The 15,403-nt window shown below is 70.3% G+C and carries 15 protein-coding genes; 10 read left to right on the plus strand and 5 right to left on the minus strand.

Translation table 11 applies throughout. The features are described from left to right. Nucleotides 1-22: 22 nt before the first annotated feature. Together OWM54_RS38845 and OWM54_RS38850 are read right to left on the minus strand one after the other, a co-directional pair. On the minus strand, nucleotides 23-1,363 hold the full coding sequence (locus OWM54_RS38845; RefSeq protein ID WP_267700633.1) for a POTRA domain-containing protein: 1,341 nt from the start codon (nucleotides 1,361-1,363) through the stop codon (nucleotides 23-25). 185 nt (nucleotides 1,364-1,548) lie between these two features. Further along, nucleotides 1,549-2,037, minus strand: a complete 489-nt coding sequence (locus OWM54_RS38850) for a MarR family winged helix-turn-helix transcriptional regulator (RefSeq protein ID WP_267700634.1) — start codon at nucleotides 2,035-2,037, stop codon at nucleotides 1,549-1,551. A gap of 221 nt (nucleotides 2,038-2,258) precedes the next feature. On the opposite strand from OWM54_RS38850, the gene OWM54_RS38855 reads away from it, so the two are divergent. After that, the gene (locus tag OWM54_RS38855) at nucleotides 2,259-3,053 is read left to right on the plus strand and encodes an SDR family NAD(P)-dependent oxidoreductase (RefSeq protein ID WP_267700635.1); all 795 of its coding nucleotides are present in this window, start codon (nucleotides 2,259-2,261) and stop codon (nucleotides 3,051-3,053) included. A gap of 112 nt (nucleotides 3,054-3,165) precedes the next feature. On the opposite strand, the gene OWM54_RS38860 is transcribed toward OWM54_RS38855, so the two are convergent. After that, nucleotides 3,166-3,363, minus strand: a complete 198-nt coding sequence (locus tag OWM54_RS38860; protein WP_046714359.1) for a hypothetical protein — start codon at nucleotides 3,361-3,363, stop codon at nucleotides 3,166-3,168. Nucleotides 3,364-3,740: 377 nt separating this feature from the next. On the opposite strand from OWM54_RS38860, the gene OWM54_RS38865 reads away from it, so the two are divergent. The 9 genes from OWM54_RS38865 (at nucleotide 3,741) to OWM54_RS38905 (ending at nucleotide 13,988) form a co-directional block, all read left to right on the plus strand. Beyond that, nucleotides 3,741-4,313, plus strand: a complete 573-nt coding sequence (locus tag OWM54_RS38865) for a polysaccharide biosynthesis/export family protein (RefSeq protein ID WP_141326037.1) — start codon at nucleotides 3,741-3,743, stop codon at nucleotides 4,311-4,313. Nucleotides 4,314-4,384: 71 nt separating this feature from the next. Then, nucleotides 4,385-5,539: a hypothetical protein gene (locus tag OWM54_RS38870; protein WP_223747692.1), complete on the plus strand. Its 1,155-nt coding sequence runs from the start codon at nucleotides 4,385-4,387 to the stop codon at nucleotides 5,537-5,539. Nucleotides 5,540-5,572: 33 nt separating this feature from the next. Beyond that, on the plus strand, nucleotides 5,573-6,982 hold the full coding sequence (locus tag OWM54_RS38875; RefSeq protein ID WP_223747693.1) for a GumC family protein: 1,410 nt from the start codon (nucleotides 5,573-5,575) through the stop codon (nucleotides 6,980-6,982). A gap of 27 nt (nucleotides 6,983-7,009) precedes the next feature. Continuing rightward, nucleotides 7,010-7,750 (plus strand): CpsD/CapB family tyrosine-protein kinase, encoded by a 741-nt coding sequence (locus tag OWM54_RS38880; protein WP_141326040.1) that lies wholly within the window; start codon nucleotides 7,010-7,012, stop codon nucleotides 7,748-7,750. Nucleotides 7,751-7,856: 106 nt separating this feature from the next. Next, nucleotides 7,857-9,224, plus strand: a complete 1,368-nt coding sequence (exoE, locus tag OWM54_RS38885) for a polyisoprenyl-phosphate hexose-1-phosphate transferase ExoE (RefSeq protein ID WP_141333477.1) — start codon at nucleotides 7,857-7,859, stop codon at nucleotides 9,222-9,224. A 97-nt stretch (nucleotides 9,225-9,321) separates the two neighbouring features. Next, nucleotides 9,322-10,413: a gluconeogenesis factor YvcK family protein gene (locus OWM54_RS38890; protein WP_141332910.1), complete on the plus strand. Its 1,092-nt coding sequence runs from the start codon at nucleotides 9,322-9,324 to the stop codon at nucleotides 10,411-10,413. Between the two features lie 35 nt (nucleotides 10,414-10,448). Continuing rightward, entirely contained in the window at nucleotides 10,449-11,567 is a 1,119-nt protein-coding gene (locus OWM54_RS38895; RefSeq protein ID WP_046714354.1) for a GNAT family N-acetyltransferase, read from the plus strand. Beyond that, a complete protein-coding gene (locus OWM54_RS38900) occupies nucleotides 11,564-12,733 on the plus strand; it encodes a DegT/DnrJ/EryC1/StrS family aminotransferase (RefSeq protein ID WP_223747742.1) in 1,170 nt (389 codons plus the stop codon). The genes OWM54_RS38895 and OWM54_RS38900 overlap by 4 nt, the downstream gene beginning before the upstream one ends. Nucleotides 12,734-12,785: 52 nt before the next feature. Beyond that, a complete protein-coding gene (locus tag OWM54_RS38905; protein WP_267700637.1) occupies nucleotides 12,786-13,988 on the plus strand; it encodes a GNAT family N-acetyltransferase in 1,203 nt (400 codons plus the stop codon). Between the two features lie 52 nt (nucleotides 13,989-14,040). On the opposite strand, the gene OWM54_RS38910 is transcribed toward OWM54_RS38905, so the two are convergent. Next, nucleotides 14,041-14,319 (minus strand): hypothetical protein, encoded by a 279-nt coding sequence (locus tag OWM54_RS38910; RefSeq protein WP_223747696.1) that lies wholly within the window; start codon nucleotides 14,317-14,319, stop codon nucleotides 14,041-14,043. A 103-nt stretch (nucleotides 14,320-14,422) separates the two neighbouring features. Next, nucleotides 14,423-15,400: a tetratricopeptide repeat protein gene (locus tag OWM54_RS38915; RefSeq protein WP_267700638.1), complete on the minus strand. Its 978-nt coding sequence runs from the start codon at nucleotides 15,398-15,400 to the stop codon at nucleotides 14,423-14,425. Nucleotides 15,401-15,403 lie beyond the last annotated feature (3 nt).

Consider the following 15,403-nt stretch of genomic DNA (forward strand, 5'->3'; position numbering starts at 1 on the left):
CTCGCTGTCTGGGGGACGACGGCTACATGGAGAGGCCCGCGGCGAAGCTGACGACGAGCTCTCGGGTCTGGGGGGCCCGCGTCACATCCAGGCCCAGGGCGGGGACGGCGACACTGCGCAGGTACATGCGCAGCCCGGCGCCGGGGGCGACGTAGCGCGTGACTGTATTCCTCCACTCCACGTGCCCGGCGTCGACGAAGGCATGCGCGGTGAAGGTCGCCAGGCTGGGACTCCAGAGGGGGACCTGGTACTCGAGCGTGGCGATGGCGGCCTGCTCCGCCCAGAGCGTGGCCAGCGTGAAGCCGCGCGTGCCCGTGCGCTGTCCCAGCAGCACCGCGTCCAGGGTGGAATCTCCGTCCACGTATTCGAGCGTGCCCGACAGGGTGAGCGCATGGTTCCCGAACAACGCATGGGTGTAGGCGGCCGTGAGGGTCGCCTGTCGGTAGTCCCGGGAGCCACTGCCCAGGTCGAACCCCTGACGCAGGTTCAGACGCGCGAACAGACCTTCGTTGAAGAAAAAGTGGAAGTCCTGTCCCAGATACTCCGCCACGGCGCTGACGCCCTGCGCGTGGCTCCGTTCAGGAGCGGGCTCGTCCTCGCTCGCGCGGAGCGGCCGGTTGAAGATACCGAACAGTCCCGCGCCCACGTTGAGCTCGGGCGTGAGCTGGTGGCCGAGCACGCCGGACACGTCCAGGCGTCGGTCCGTGTACTCGTCGACGACGATGTCACGCACGCGACGCTCGCGGTCCAGCTTGGCGTACTGCCCGAAGAGCGTGCCCGTCCACCTGCTGCCGCGGATGCCCGGGTCCTTGTACAGCGAGAAGACGTTGCCGCCGCGGTTGCCCGCCATCGCCCCGAGCACGAAGAGCTTGTGTAGGCCGAAGACGTTGCTCTCCAACAGGAACAGCCCCGCCTGCCACTGGCCGTTGCTGGAGGTGAACATGGGGATGGGCAGCAGCGTCCAGCGCTCCTCCACCTTGATTCGCAGCGCCACGCCGTCGCCCTCCTGACGCGTGCGCACCTCGACGTGCTCGAAGAGCTTCAGGTTGAGCAGCCGTCGCTTCAGCTCCTCCGTCGCGCCGGCGGTGAGCAGCTCCCCGGGCTGGGTGCGCAGCGCGCGCAGGATGACGACCTCCTGGGTGCGCTCGTTGCCCTCGATGTCGATGCGCTCGATGCGCCCCGTCAGCTCCGGCTCGGGTGCGGGCGGTGCCTCGGGCGGGGGGACGGCGCGGGACAGCTCCGGGGTGGGCGCGTCCGGGGGCGGCTCCTGGGCGCGCGCGTCCGAGGGCATCAGCGCGGTGTTCAGCGCGAGCACCAGCCACGCCGGTGGATACGTGCACACGCAGGAGGAGAAGGGCTTCATGCGCGGGGTCTCCTGGCCGCGTCGAGGCGCGAGGCGCGGGCCCGCGCGCGAGCGGGCGAGGGCGGACGGTGGAGCGGCTTCATGGTGGGAGCCAGGCGGGCGGGTGGAGGTCGTCCGAGCCTCCGCCTGGGGTCGGAGAAGAGGTGAGGGGCGCCGGGGGTGTCTGTCATGGCCCGGCTCCGGGGTCAGTCCTGAGGGACGCGCACGGTGTCGTGCAGGCGGTCCATGAGGCGGAAGAGCGTCTCCAGCTCATCCGGGGGCAGCGTGGCGAAGAAGCCCGCGAGCGCTGTCTCGATGCGCTCGCGGATGCCCTCGTAGATGGACCGGCCCTCCGGGGTGAGGGCGTTGACCACGCTGCGGCGGTCCGAGGGGTGGCGGGTGCGCTCGACGAGCCCGCGGGCCTCGAGCCGGTCCACCACCCCGGTGATGCTCTTGTCGTGGATGTCCGCCAGGCGCGACAGGGCGCCCGTGTTCAAGGGCCCTTCGTGGCCCAGCCAGATGATGACGTGGCTCTGGGGAGAGCTCAGCTCGTGCGCGTCGCAGAACTGCTTGACGGGGTCGCGCAGCACGGAGCGGTCCCGATTGAAGTCCAGCAGCTTCCCGAAGAACCGCGCGCCCTGCTCGCGCAGCCCCCGCGAGCTGTCGACGGCCGCCTTCGTCGCCTTCTTCCGCATGGAATCGCACCCACTCCCGCCAGACGCTCCCCTGAGGGACTGCCCCGGGCGCGGCACGTGTCATGCCCTGGAGAGATACACCATGTTGCCGATATTCCGCAATGTGGAATATCCGTGATGCGTCGGGATGGGGGTTTCCCTGGCGTGGCGGGGCGTGAAGCGGGCTGGCGGGGTCCCACCGCGCGCGTTACCTGTGGCCGCGCATTCTCACGAGGGAACGAATGGACCTGGACTTGAAGGACAAGGTGGCGTTGGTGACCGGCTCCACGGCGGGCATCGGCCTGGCAATCGTGGAGGCGCTCGCGCGCGAGGGGGCGGAGGTCATCGTCAACGGCCGCACCCAGGCGCGCGTGGACGCGGCCATCGCCGAGGTGCGCCGCAAGCAGCCGCAGGCGCGCCTGCGCGGCGTCGCGGTGGACCTGGGCACCGCCGAGGGCGCCGGCCGCTTCATCCAGCAGGTGCCCCACGTGGACATCCTGGTCAACAACCTGGGCATCTTCGAGCCCAAGCCCTTTGAAGACATCTCCGACGAGGAGTGGCTGCGCACCTTCGACGTCAACGTGATGAGCGGCGTGCGCCTGAGCCGCCACTACCTCAAGGGCATGCGCCAGAAGGACTGGGGCCGCGTCGTCTTCATCTCCAGCGAGTCCGGCGTGCAGATTCCGGTGGAGATGATTCACTACGGGGTGACGAAGACGGCCCAGATTGCCCTCGCGCGCGGCATCGCCGAGGGCCTGGGCGGTACGCAAATCACCGCCAACTCCATCCTCCCGGGCCCCACGCGCTCCGAAGGCGTGGAGGTGTTCCTGGGCGAGCTGTCGCGTCAGCAGGGCGTGGACGTGGCCACGGTGGAGAAGGGGTTCTTCAAGAGCGCCAGGCCCTCGTCGCTGCTCCAGCGCTTCGCCACCACCGACGAGGTCGCCGCCCTGGTGGCCTTCGTGTGCAGCCCCAAGGCCTCCGCCATCAACGGCGCCGCGCTGCGCGTGGACGGCGGCGTGGTGCGCGCCATCCCCTGAGGTCGTCGCGTGGACGACATCCAGCCACCCCCGAGTCTTGGGCGAGGCTGAAAAGAAGAAGGCCCGGCGTCCCATGGGACACCGGGCCTTTTTACTGTCACGGCGTCGGGCGTCAGGCCTGGTTGGCCATGCCGCGCGCCGTCTCCTCGCCAGGCTTGCCGCTCAACAGCGCGCTGCTCGCGTACAGGGCCAGGCCCACGACACCCAGCGCCGCGGCCTCCGTCTGCGCCATGAAGGCCACGCCCATCCACGCCATCACACCGGTTCCCATCGCGAACGCCGCCGCCACCGCCCCCGCTGCCTTCCTCATCCGCTGGCTCCCTGTCTGCTGGGCCCACTGGCCCGTTGTGGAAACAAAACTCCTCCCGCTCAACAGACTTCAAACCGCGTGCCGAGCACCCACCGTGCGGATTGAGAACCCACATGCCCCGCGGTGGGAAATCGTCTTCCATCAACAGGGCTCGGACTGTCGAAAGGACCAGACTCCTACCCTGTCGGATGCCAGTAATTCTTCCCGACCCGCGCGACGCCACAACGTGGGCAGTTTCGTAACCCACGGCGATCCATGGGCTTTCCCTCACAGGGCTCAGTGGCACACCCGCTGCTATGGCAACCGCGCCGAGAGCGACGGTCACCGCGAGGTGCGGGACCTCGGACGACATCCGCAGCGAGACGAGGGAGAAGACGATGGGCAAGACGAGCGCGGGGTTCTGGACGGTGTTGGGGGTGATGCTGCTGGGCGGGTGCGCGCACCAGCCGGCGGTGAAGGTGGACAACTCCGAGCAGCCCTACCGCATCGGTCGTGAGGACGTGCTGGACATCGCGGTGTGGCGGGACGCGGAGCTGAGCCGCACCATTCCCGTCCGTCCGGATGGCTTCATCTCCATGCCGATGGTGGGCGAGGTGCAGGCGGCGGGCAAGACGCCCACGGAGCTGGCCGAGTCGCTGAAGCAGAGCTTCCAGTCGTATGTGCAGGAGCCCCGCGTGACGGTCATCGTCCGCGAGGTCAACAGCAGCCGCGTGTTCGTCACCGGCGAAGTCACGCACCCGGGTGCCTATCCGCTGCGCGGCCGCGTGTCGCTCATCCAGGCCATTGCCCTGGCGGGCGGCTTCACGGACTTCGCCAACTCGGACGGCATCGTGGTCATCCGCAGCGACGGCAACGGCGGGCAGATTCCGGTGCGCTACAGCGACCTCATCTCTCCGGACGGCGGTCAGGACGTCATCCTGCGTCCCGGCGACACCATCGTCGTGCCGTGAAGGGGCGTCGAGGGCAGTCGGGTGGCGGTGGGTCCATGGGTCGAGGGTGGCGTAGGCGAGGGAGGACGACGGTGAAGGGCGACTGGAAGAAGTGGTTGCTGACAGGCCTGATGCTCACCGCGCCGGCGGCATCCGCGGCGACCGTGTGGGAGCCTCGGCTGCGCATCTCCGCCGAGGAGCGCTACGACGACGACCTGCGCCTGGGCGGCCCGGATGCGACGGGCGGCCAGCTGATGACGAAGCTGTCGCCGCGCGTGGGCGTGCAGGGGCGCGACGGGCGGCTGGACCTCAACAGCTTCTATGCCGCGGACGTGCTGATGCGGCATGGCTCGGGCAAGGTGACGCTGGACCACCGGGGTGGGCTGGAGCTGCGCCACCTGCTGTCTCGCAGGCTGCGGGTGGACTCCAACGTGCGGGTCTTCCGCGTCACGGACCCCATGTCCCTGCCGCGTGACGGCCTGGCGCGCTCCACGTCGCCCACGTTCTACACCCAGGCCCGCGTGGGCTTGACGGGCCGCGCCACGGACCGCATGGACGTGCGCGTGGGCTACGGGCTGGAGGCGGTGCGCATCCTCGAGGATGGCCAGAAGGCGGGCTATGCGCATACGCCGTCGCTGGAGCTGATGTATCGCACCACGCGCCGGCTCACCCTGGGCATGGAGTACCGCTACCAGGGCTTCCTGTATGACAATGAATTGTCCCAGTCGCACGGCGTGGCGGGGACGCTGCGCTACCGGCTGACCCGCCCGACGACGTTCATCGCCCGGGCGGGCCCGGTGCGCTACCTGGCGCCGACGGGGCAGGAGGGCGGCTGGGTGCCTCGCGTCAACCTGGAGCTGGCGCGCGAGGGCGAGCTGTTCGACCTGGGAGTCGCGGTGGGACATGACCTGGTGGGCGCGAGCGGCTTCGCGAACGCCCTGTGGGCGGACTACGCGACGGTGTCGCTGGCGCGCAGGTTCAACCACCAGCTGTCGGCGTTCGGCGCGGCCAGCTTCTTCCGCAACGGGCGGGCGCCCGGGCGGGACTGGTCGACGTTCAGCAGCACCCCCCTGGTGTCGCAGGGGTACGCAGTTGGAGGCGGAGTGGAGTACCGCTTCAGCCGCCAGGTGGCGGCTCAGGGGGCGGTGGATCGGATTGCCCAGGTGGGCGTGGCGGACTCGGCGGGCGTGGCGGGCGACCTGACGCGCAACGTATTCGCGGTCCGTCTCATCGTGACGGCGTGGTGACAACACGTGAGTGGGTTGGAGGAGGAGCGAGTCATGGAGCGTGGGATGACGGCGGACCAGCTGCTGGCCTCACTGTGGCGCCGCAAGGCGTTGGTGGGAGCCATCGCGGCAGTGGTTTTCGCGGTGGGCGCGGCCATCGTGTTGACCCGGCCGAGCATGTACGAGGCGTCGGTGGTGGTCCGCGTGGAGCCGCAGCGGCCCGGTGAGGAGATGGTGCAGCGCACGGTGAGCGAGCTCATCGAGCAGCGGTTGCTCACCGTTCGACAGGAGCTGCTGGCACGGCCCGTGCTCCAGAAGGCCATCGAGGAGATGAACCTCTACCCGGACATCGTGTCCGAGAAGGGCATGGAGGCGGCCGTCGCGCAGATGCGCAAGGATTTGACGGTCCGCGTGGAGGGTGAGACGGCGTTCGAGCTCACCTATGCGAACCGCGACCCGCAGGTGGCGTCGCAGGTGGCCAACCGGCTGCCCACCATCTTCTCCGAGGAGACCCTGAAGCTGCGCCAGGCGCAGGCGGCGCGCGCCACGGACCTCTTCAACGAGGAGATGGTGCAGATGGGCAAGGCGGTGTCCAACTGGGAGCACAAGATTGCCCAGTTCAAGGTCGCCCACCTGGGCGAGCTGCCCGAGCAGATGGAGATGAACATGCGCGGGCTCGAGCGGGTGTCGCACGAGCTGCAGACCAAGTCGGAGGAGCTGCGCGTGGCGGAGGCGCGTCGCTCGGACCTGGCGCGGGCTCGCAACGCGGTGGACAGCGAGGCGGGGCGGCTGGAGGCGGCGGAGAGCGGGCTGACGCGGGCCCTGGTCAACGCCCGCACCACGTGGACGGAGGACCACCCTGAGATCAAGCGCATGTCGTCGGAGCTCGCCGGCATGACGGAGCGCCGCAAGGAGGCCGAGGGCCGGCTGTGGGCCGAGCGCGCCGAGCGCACCCGGGTGGCCAGCCTCATCGGCAGCATCCAGAAGGAGATCGTCGACCTGCAGGGCAAGGCGGAGGCCTACCAGGCGCGGCTGAACAACACCCCGAAGTGGGCGCACGAGCTGGCGGTGATGAACCGCGACTACGAAATCGCGCGCACCAAGTACCAGAGCGTGGTGAGCCGCAAGGTGGAGGCGGAGATTGCCCAGGAGCTGGAGGCCAAGAGCGCCAAGAGCCTGTTCAACGTCATCTCCCCGGCGGGGGTGCCGGTGACGCCCGCCCGGCCGGACAAGTTCGCGGGGATGGTGATGGTGCTGCTGGTGGCGCTGGGCCTGGGCGTGCTGGCGGGAGCGGTGCTGGAGATGCGGGATGACAGCCTGCGCGACGGGACGGAGGTGCGCCAGCGCCTGACCCTGCCGGTGCTGGCGGTGGTGCCGGACATGCAAGGCAAGACGGAGCGGCGGGTGCTGATGCCTTCGTCGGGGTCGCGCAACAACGTGTCGAACCCCACCTCGTTGAACTGACACCCACGGAAAGGACGGAAGACGGACATGGATCAGACGATGGAGCGGGCGGGAAACTTCCTCCCCCGGGTGGATGACAACGCGGCGAATCCGAACGCGGTGGACCGGCGGGTGGTGACGCTGACGGCGCCGGCCTCGGCGGCGGCGGAGCAGTACCGCAGCCTGTACTACCGGTTGGAGCGGATGCGGGAGCTGCGGCCGATGAAGGTCGTGGCGCTCACCTCGGCGATGCCGGGCGAGGGCAAGACGGTGACGAGCGTCAACCTGGCGATGGCGGCCGCCCGGGCGAACCCGGACCGGCGCATCCTCCTGGTGGACGCGGACCTCCGGCGCGGCGGGGTGGCGAACACGCTGGGGGTGCGCAACAAGACGGGCCTGGCGGAGCTGCTCACGGGCGAGGTGGAGGTGCGCGACGTGGTGCGCCGCTTCAACTCCACGCGCCTGGCGCTCATCCCCGCCGGCGCCACGCCGGAGGAGCCGTCGCAGGTGCTGGCGAGCCCTCGCATGAAGCAGTTCCTCAAGGCGGTGCGTGAGGGCTTCGACGAGGTGTACATCGACCTGCCGCCCACGCTGCCCTTCGCCGACGCGGCGATCCTGGGCCACCAGGTGGACGGCGTGCTGATGGTCATCCGCGCCAACGTGACGCCGGGCAAGACGGTGCACCAGGCGGTGGAGCAGCTGGCCGGCGCGCCCATCCTGGGCTGCGTCCTCAACGGCGCGGAGGTGCACGCGACGCCGTATCTGAAGAACTACGAGAAGCAGAAGTAGAGAGGCGGAAGACCCTCCGCCCCGGCTCCCGGTGACGGGGCAGGGGCGGAGGGCTTTGTCGGGGGGGCGGGTCGTCGTGAGTCGGGCGGGTTGGTCGGAGGGGCAAGTGCTCCGGGTCTTTCACCACTATTTTTCAGCCAAGAAGCTGACGTTTTTTCTCGCCGAGAGCTCGGCAATCGCATTGGCCTGCGTGATGGGCGCGGCGGCCTGTGCGGCACTCTTCGCGCCCGAGGGCACCCGGCCGCCGATGGCGGCGCTGTGGCCCACGTTGCTGGGGCTGGGCGCGGCCTTCGTCGTCACGTTCCAGTTCACGCTGTACCTGTTGGACCTGTACGACCTGCGCGTCGCCGCGGAGGACCGGGCGCGCGGCTACCGCTTCCTGAAGGCCGCGGGGGTCACCGCGATGGTGACGGGCGGGCTGATGCTGGTGGCCCCGCTGCTGTTCCCCGTGGCGCTGCCGCCGGGGGCGCTGCTGGGCGGGGCGATGGGCGCCCTGGCCGGAACGCTGGTGGTCCGGGTGTCCATCCGCGCCCTGGTCGGCGCGCCGGACTCGGTCCTCATCGTCGGTGACGGCCTCAAGGCCCGCGCGGTGGCGAGCGCCATCGAGGCGGGCGGCGAGGGCAGCTACCGCGTCATCGGCATGGTGGACCCGCGCTCCAGCCAGGAGCCGCTGGACCAGATGGCGGCCCGATTGGGCGCGGCATATGTCGTGCAGGCTGCTGACGACATGCGCGGGGCCAACTGGGTGGACTCACTGCTCATCTGCCGACTGCAGGGACGTCGCGTGTACGACGCGACGGGGTTCTGCGAGCGCGTGCTGCGGCGGATTCCCGTGCAGTTCCTCCGGGCGAGCGACTTCGCCTTCGCGGACGAGCTCACCGTGTCGCCGCTGCGCCGGGCCTTCAAGCGGGCCTTCGACCTGGCGGTGGCGTCGCTGCTGCTCACGCTGTCGGCACCGTTCCTGCTTCTGGTGGCGGTGGCCATCAAGCTGGACTCGAAGGGCCCGGTGTTCTACCGGCAGGAGCGCACGGGCCTGGGCGGCGCGACGTACTACTTGTGGAAGTTCCGCAGCATGCGGACGGACGCGGAGAAGAACGGCGCGGTGTGGGCGCGGGCGAACGATGACCGTGTCACGCGGGTGGGCAAGTTCATCCGCCGCACGCGAATCGACGAGATTCCGCAGGTGTTCAACGTGCTGATGGGGGAGATGAGCTTCGTGGGTCCGCGGCCTGAGCGGCCCGTGTTCGTCGAGCAGCTCAAGCAGCAGATTCCCTTCTATGGGCTGCGCGAGGCGGTGAAGCCGGGCCTGACGGGCTGGGCCCAGATTCGCTACCCCTACGGGGCTTCGGTGGAGGACGCGCGCAACAAGCTGGAGTTCGACCTGTACTACGTGAAGAACGGCAGTTTGTTCCTCGATGTGGGAATCATCTTCCACACCGTGAGACATGTTCTTCTCGGTCGTGGAGCTCGGTAGGTACACCTCCCGCGGGCCCTCCTCCTCGTGAAGGGGAGGGGGCCCTAGGGGACCCGCCAGGGGTGGCGGGTCGGGCGTCGTGGATGGGGGTTGGGACATGGTGGGGATGGACATGGATTCGCCGCTCCCGGAGTCGTGGGAGGAAGCGCGTGCCCGTCGGGAGCGCGAGCGGGAGCGGGAGACGGAGCGCAACGAGCTGTTGCAGTCCCAGGTGGACCGGCCCACGCGCATCGTCGCCATCGGCGGCGGCACGGGGCTGCCCATGGTGCTCCGGGGCCTGGCGCGGCGCGCGACGCCGAAGGCGGGAGATCCGGGCGTGGACATCACCGCGGTGGTGGCCATGAGCGACGACGGTGGCAGCTCCGGGCGCCTGCGCCGGCTGCACGGCGCGCTGCCGCCCGGTGACATCCGCAACTGCCTGGTGGCGCTCGCCGGCGGCAAGAGCGCGCTCAAGGACGTGTTCCAGTTCCGCTTCGGCGGGGCGCGCGGCCTGGCCGGGCACGCGGTGGGCAACCTGCTCATCGCCGCGCTCGCGGAGCTGAAGGGCGACTTCCTGGAGGCGGTGCGCATGTCCGGGGAGCTGCTCGGCGCGCGGGGCAACGTGCTGCCGTGCACGCTGGCCTCGGTGCAGCTGGTGGCGCAGATGCACGACGACACGGAAGTGGTCGGCGAGCGCAACATCTGCCGGGCCCAGGGCCGGGTGCGCAAGGTGTCCCTGAGCCCGCGCTCTCCGCCGCCGGTGGACGGCCTCCTGGAGGCCATCTATGCCGCGGACCTGGTGGTGATTGGCCCGGGCTCGCTGTACTCGAGCCTGCTGCCCAACCTCTTGGTGGACGGCGTGGCCCAGGCGCTGAAGGAGACGCGCGCGCTGAAGGTCATGGTGGCCAACCTGATGACGCAGCCGGGGGAGACGGACGGCATGTCCTGCCTGGACCACGTGCAGGCGGTGCGCGAGCACGTGGGGCCGGTGCTGGACGCGGTGCTCGTCAATGGCACGGAGCCCTCGCCGGAGGCCATGCGGCGCTACGGGCGGCGCGGCTCGTTCACGGTGAACGTGGACACGCGCGAGCTCATCGCCGCGGGCGTGGTGCCGGTGCGGGCGGACCTCCTGAAGGAGGGGTCCAGGATCCGACACGACAGCCGCAAGGTCGCCGCCTGCCTGCTGAAGATGGCGCGCAGCGGCTTGTAGCCGAGCAACCCCATCACCACCTTGGGCGCCCGAACATGGAAGCAACCCTGAGCAGTCCCGGGCCGCGTGTCGTCGAAGTCGATGACCGCGCGGCCTTCATGGCCCTGGAGTCGGAGTGGAACGCGCTCGTCGAGGCCACGACGGACGAGCTGTTCTACCGCCACGAGTTCATCCGCATCTGGCTGGACAACTTCGCGCCGGGGGCGCGGCTGCGCGTGCTGACGCTGCGAAACAGCGAAGGCCAGCTCTCCGCCGCGCTGCCCCTGTGGGAGGAGCGCACCAACCTGTACGGCGTGCCGGTGCGCCAGCTCTCCGCGGCGGCGAACACGCACTCCTGCCGGTTCGACCTGCTGGCCCGCGAGCCGGACGCGGCCGCCGCGATGTTCCTGTCCCACCTGCGTCAGCAGGGTGGGTGGGACGTGCTGCGGTTGACGGACGTGCCGGATGGCGGCGCGGCGTGGCGGCTGCACGCGGCGGCGCAGGCGGCCCGCATGCCGGTGGGCGCGTGGGAGTCGCTCCAGTCGCCGTACATCCCGCTGCCGGGCACGCGCGAGAAGTTCCAGGCGTCGCTCCAGTCCAAGTTCAAGGCGAACTGCAGGCGGCGTCGCCGCAAGCTCGAGGAGAAGGGGAAGGTCACCTTCGAGCGGGTGGACGGTGGCCCGGGCCTGGAGGGCACGCTGGAGGAGGGCTTCCTGCTGGAGCAGAGCGGCTGGAAGGGCGAGCGCGGCACGGCCATGGCGCAGGACACCGCGACGCGGGGCTTCTACACGGAGCTGGCGCGCGACGCGGCGTACCGGGGGAAGCTGGCGCTGTACTTCCTGCGGCTGGACGGCCGGCCGGTGGCCTTCCACTACGGCCTGGAGCACGGCGGGCGCTACTTCCTGCTCAAGCCCGGCTACGACGAGCAGCTTCGCGAGTGCAGCCCCGGCCAGCTCCTGATGGAGGAGGTGGTGGGGACGTGCATCGACCGGAAGCTCGGCGAGTTCGACTTCCTGGGGCCGGACATGGTGTGGAAGCGGGACTGGACGGACCAGGTCCGGCGCCACACGTGGCTCTACATCTTCAATGACTCCGCCTTCGGCCGGGCGCTGTGCGCGGCGAAGTTCCGGTGGACCCCCGCGGTGAAAGAGGTGGTGGCGAAATGGAAGCGATGACTCCCTCGGGCCGGCTGTTCGTTCCGTCGCTGCCCACGCTGTGGCCCCACATGCTGGTGTCCAAGCCGAGGCCCGGCTCGCTTCCGCCGTTCTCCTCGCCCAACGTCCGCTACTTCTACTTCGCCCGCAACGCGGTGTGGTTGACGGTGAAGATGCTGGGGTTGGACAACGGCGAGGTGCTGATGCCCTCCTACCACCACGGCGTGGAGGTGGAGGCGCTGGTGGACGCGGGCGCGACGCCGCGCTTCTACCGCGTGGGCAGCCGCTGGGACGTGGACCTGGAGGACGTGGCCCGGCGCATCACCCCGAAGACGAAGGCGCTGTACCTGACGCACTACGCGGGCTTCCCGGGCCCGGCCGCTGAGATGCGCAAGCTGGCCGACCAGCACGGGCTGGTGCTCATCGAGGACTGCGCGCTGTCCTTGCTCTCGTCCGACGGCGCGGTGCCGCTGGGGACGACGGGCGACGTGGGCATCTTCTGTCTGTACAAGACGCTGCCGGTGCCGAACGGGGGCGCGCTGGTGGTGAACGGGCCGCGCTCGTACAGCCTGCCGGAGCCTCCGGCGCCGCCGTCCGCGTCGACGTTCAGCCACACGGTGTCCGCGCTGTTGCAGAACCTGGAGCTGCGCGGCGGCGCGGTGGGCCGCGGCCTGCGCGGGCTGGTGCGCACGGTGGGGCACGGCACGGTGAAGGCGGCGAGCATCGAGCGGGTGGCCACGGGCACGCAGCACTTCGACCGCAAGCACGTGGACCTGGGCATGAGCCCGCTGACCAAGCGCATTGCATTGGCGCAGGACCTGGAGTCCATCGTCGAGAAGCGCCGTCGCAACTACTTCTACCTGCTGGGCCGGCTGCGCGACGTGTCGACGCCGCTGTTCAACCAGCTGCCGGCGGGGACCTGCCCGCTGTTCTACCCGATGGTGGTGCAGGAGAAGGCGGAGGTGCTGGCGCGGCTGAGGGCGAAGGGCATCGACGCCATCGACTTCTGGAAGCGCTTCCATCCTGCGTGTGACGCGGGGGCCTTCCCGGAGGTGGCGCAGCTGCGGCGCAGCATCGTGGAGATTCCGTGCCACCAGGACCTGTCGCCGGAGGTGATGGCGGACGTGGCGTCGGTGGTGCGCGACGCGGTGCGGTCGGAGAATCGGTCGAAGAAGCGCGCGGGTTGAGCCGGACGGTGGGTTGGGAGGGGCGTGAAGCCCCCTCCGAGGAGGCGGGGCGGTGATTCGCGAGGACGAGCTGAGGCAGGGGCCCAAGGCCGCGCGGCGGCTGGACGTGAGCGCCGTGGGCAGTCTGTCCGCGCTGGCGGGGATGAGGGCCGAGTGGGACGCGCTGCTGGATGCCAGTGACGCGGGCCCCTTCAATGCGTGGGAGTGGCTGTATCCGTGGTGTCGGCGCATCGCGCCCCAGCGGCGCCCGCTGGTGCTCACCGCGCGCGACGCGGCGGGCACGCTGGTGGGGTTGTTGCCGCTGGGCCTGGAGACGCGCCGAGTCGCGGGCGTGCCGGTGCGTCGCCTGGGCTTCCTGGGCGAGACGCACGTGGGCAGCGACTACCTGGACGTGCTGGCGCGGCGCGGGCTGGAGCGCGACGTGGCGGAGTCCTTCGCGCGGATGCTGGTGGCGCTGCGCGAGGAGTGGGATGTGCTGGACCTGACGGACCTGCGAGAGGACTCCGTCACGGTGGACGTGCTGCGCGAGGTCTTCCGCGGGCACGACGTGCGGCTGTCGGAGCGGTACGTGTGTCCCTACGACGTGTTGGACCCGCGCGAGCCGTTCGACGCGTTCCTCAAGCGCACGGGCCGGCGCGACAACTACCTGCGCCGGCGCAAGTGGCTGGAGAAGCAGGAGGGCTATCGCATCGAGCGCACGGAGGCGCCGGGCGAGCTGGCCGGGCCGATGACGGACTTCTTCCGGCTGCACTCGGCCCGGTGGGCGGAGGACGGCGGCTCCCAGGGCATCAAGGGCACGGGCGTGGAGGCCTTCCACCGTGACGCCACGCAGTGGCTGGCCGAGCGCGGCCGGCTGTGGCTCTACACGATGAAGGTGGGCGGCAAGGCCGTGGCGTCCGTGTACGGCATCGTCCACGGCAACCGCTTCGTGTACTTCCAGTCGGGCTACGACCCCGCGTGGCGCAACCGCAGCGTGGGCCTGGTGCTGGTGGGGGAGAGCTTCAAGGACGCGCTGGCGGCGGGGCTCACGGAGTACGACTTCCTGCGCGGCACGGAGACGTACAAGTCCGACTGGGTGTCGAAGCAGCGGCGCACGGTGTCGGTGCGCGTGCACTCGGGCACGAAGGCGGGGCAGTGGTACTCGCGCGCGGAGGAGCTGGCGCGCAAGGCGCGCAACGCCGCCAAGCAGGTGCTGCCGGGCACGTGGGTGGAGAAGGTCCGCCGGCTGCGTCGGCGCCGCGCGGCGGTGCACTGAAGACAGCGTCGGGTCGGCGCCCCGGAGTGAAGCGGGGCGCCGAGGGGGGCGACTAGTTGCAGTAGAAGTTGAGCGTCTGCGAGTAGCGGCCCGACAGGGTGCCGAACTCGGTCAGCGTGCCGTCGCAGTCACAGTACTCGCGACCCACCTCGACGCCGTTCACCGTCCAGTAGCGGTTGAAGGAGCGACGCCCGTCGCAGGCCCAGATGAGGCCCTGCTCGCTCGACTCGAGCGTCTCCGTCTCGGACGGCGGCTGCTGCTCCGGGGCGCCACCACAACCACTCAGGACCAACGCGACGACACAGGCCAGCTTCGCGGAGTACTTGAACATGTCGAGCTCCCTACCAACGACGGGGGGACGGCGAGACATGTCTACCACGAAGATGACATCAGACCCGGATAAACTGTAGTGACTGTGTTACGTGAGCCTTGTCTCAGGGCACGTTGGCGATGTCCGCGCGGAGCTGGGCGATGGCGGGCCCGAGTTGGGGCGGCTGCATGTTGCGCGGCACCTCGACGGAGAAGCGCTCGAAGTGCTCCAGGGCCTTCTGCTTGTCGTCGCGGCGCAGGGCCAGGCTGCCCAGGAAGATGAGGGCCTCCTGCGCGTCGGGCCAGGTGTTGACCAGCTCGGTCAGCTCGGCCTCGGCGCCCTGGAGGTCGCCCTTGGTGGCGCGCAGCACGCCGCGGTGCACGCGCAGCTCGACGTGGAACGGGTCCACCGCGAGCCCCTTGGCCGTCACCTGCGCGGCCTCCTCGAACTGCTGGCGGCGGATGAGCTCGTGGCTGAGCATGGACGCGGCGTCCAGGTCGCCGGGGTTGGACTCCAGCCGCGCGCGGGCCTGGGCGAGCTCCGGGTCCTGTGACTCTCCCATGCCGCCCTGCTGCGCCTGCTGACCGGCCGCGGCGCCTGGGGGCATGCGGCCGGTGGCCTCCTGGCCGTCGACGCGGGTCTGCTGCTCGGAGACGAGCAGGTAGCCCAGGCCGCCGAAGAACAGGACGATGCCGGCGCCCCACAGCGCGCCGGACAGCTGGGGGTTGCGCGCGGACCAACCGGTGGGCGCGGGCAGCTCGCGGGCGCGGGGGCGGCCGTCGCCGCTGGAGGTGGCCTTGCGCTTGAGGTGCTCGTCCTTGGCGCGCAGGGCGCCGGCGGCCTCGCGCTCCAGGCGGGACTTCTCCGTGGCGTACTGCTCGGGGGCCAGGTTGTGCTTGTCGGCCTCCAGCGCGCGGAGCTGGTCGATGAGGGACTGGGCGCGCTGGCTCAAGTCGTCGAGCACGCCGTCCTTGGACGGCTCGGGTGGGGTGGCGGCGATGGCGCCCCGGCTGCGCATGTAGAGCAGCCACGCGGCGGCGGCGACGAAGGCCACGGAGAGGACGATGATTCCGGGCAACCAGTTCGTAGGCTGAGGCTGCATGGC

The sequence above is a fragment of the Myxococcus sp. MISCRS1 genome, assembly GCF_026626605.1.
Taxonomy (GTDB): domain Bacteria; phylum Myxococcota; class Myxococcia; order Myxococcales; family Myxococcaceae; genus Myxococcus; species Myxococcus fulvus.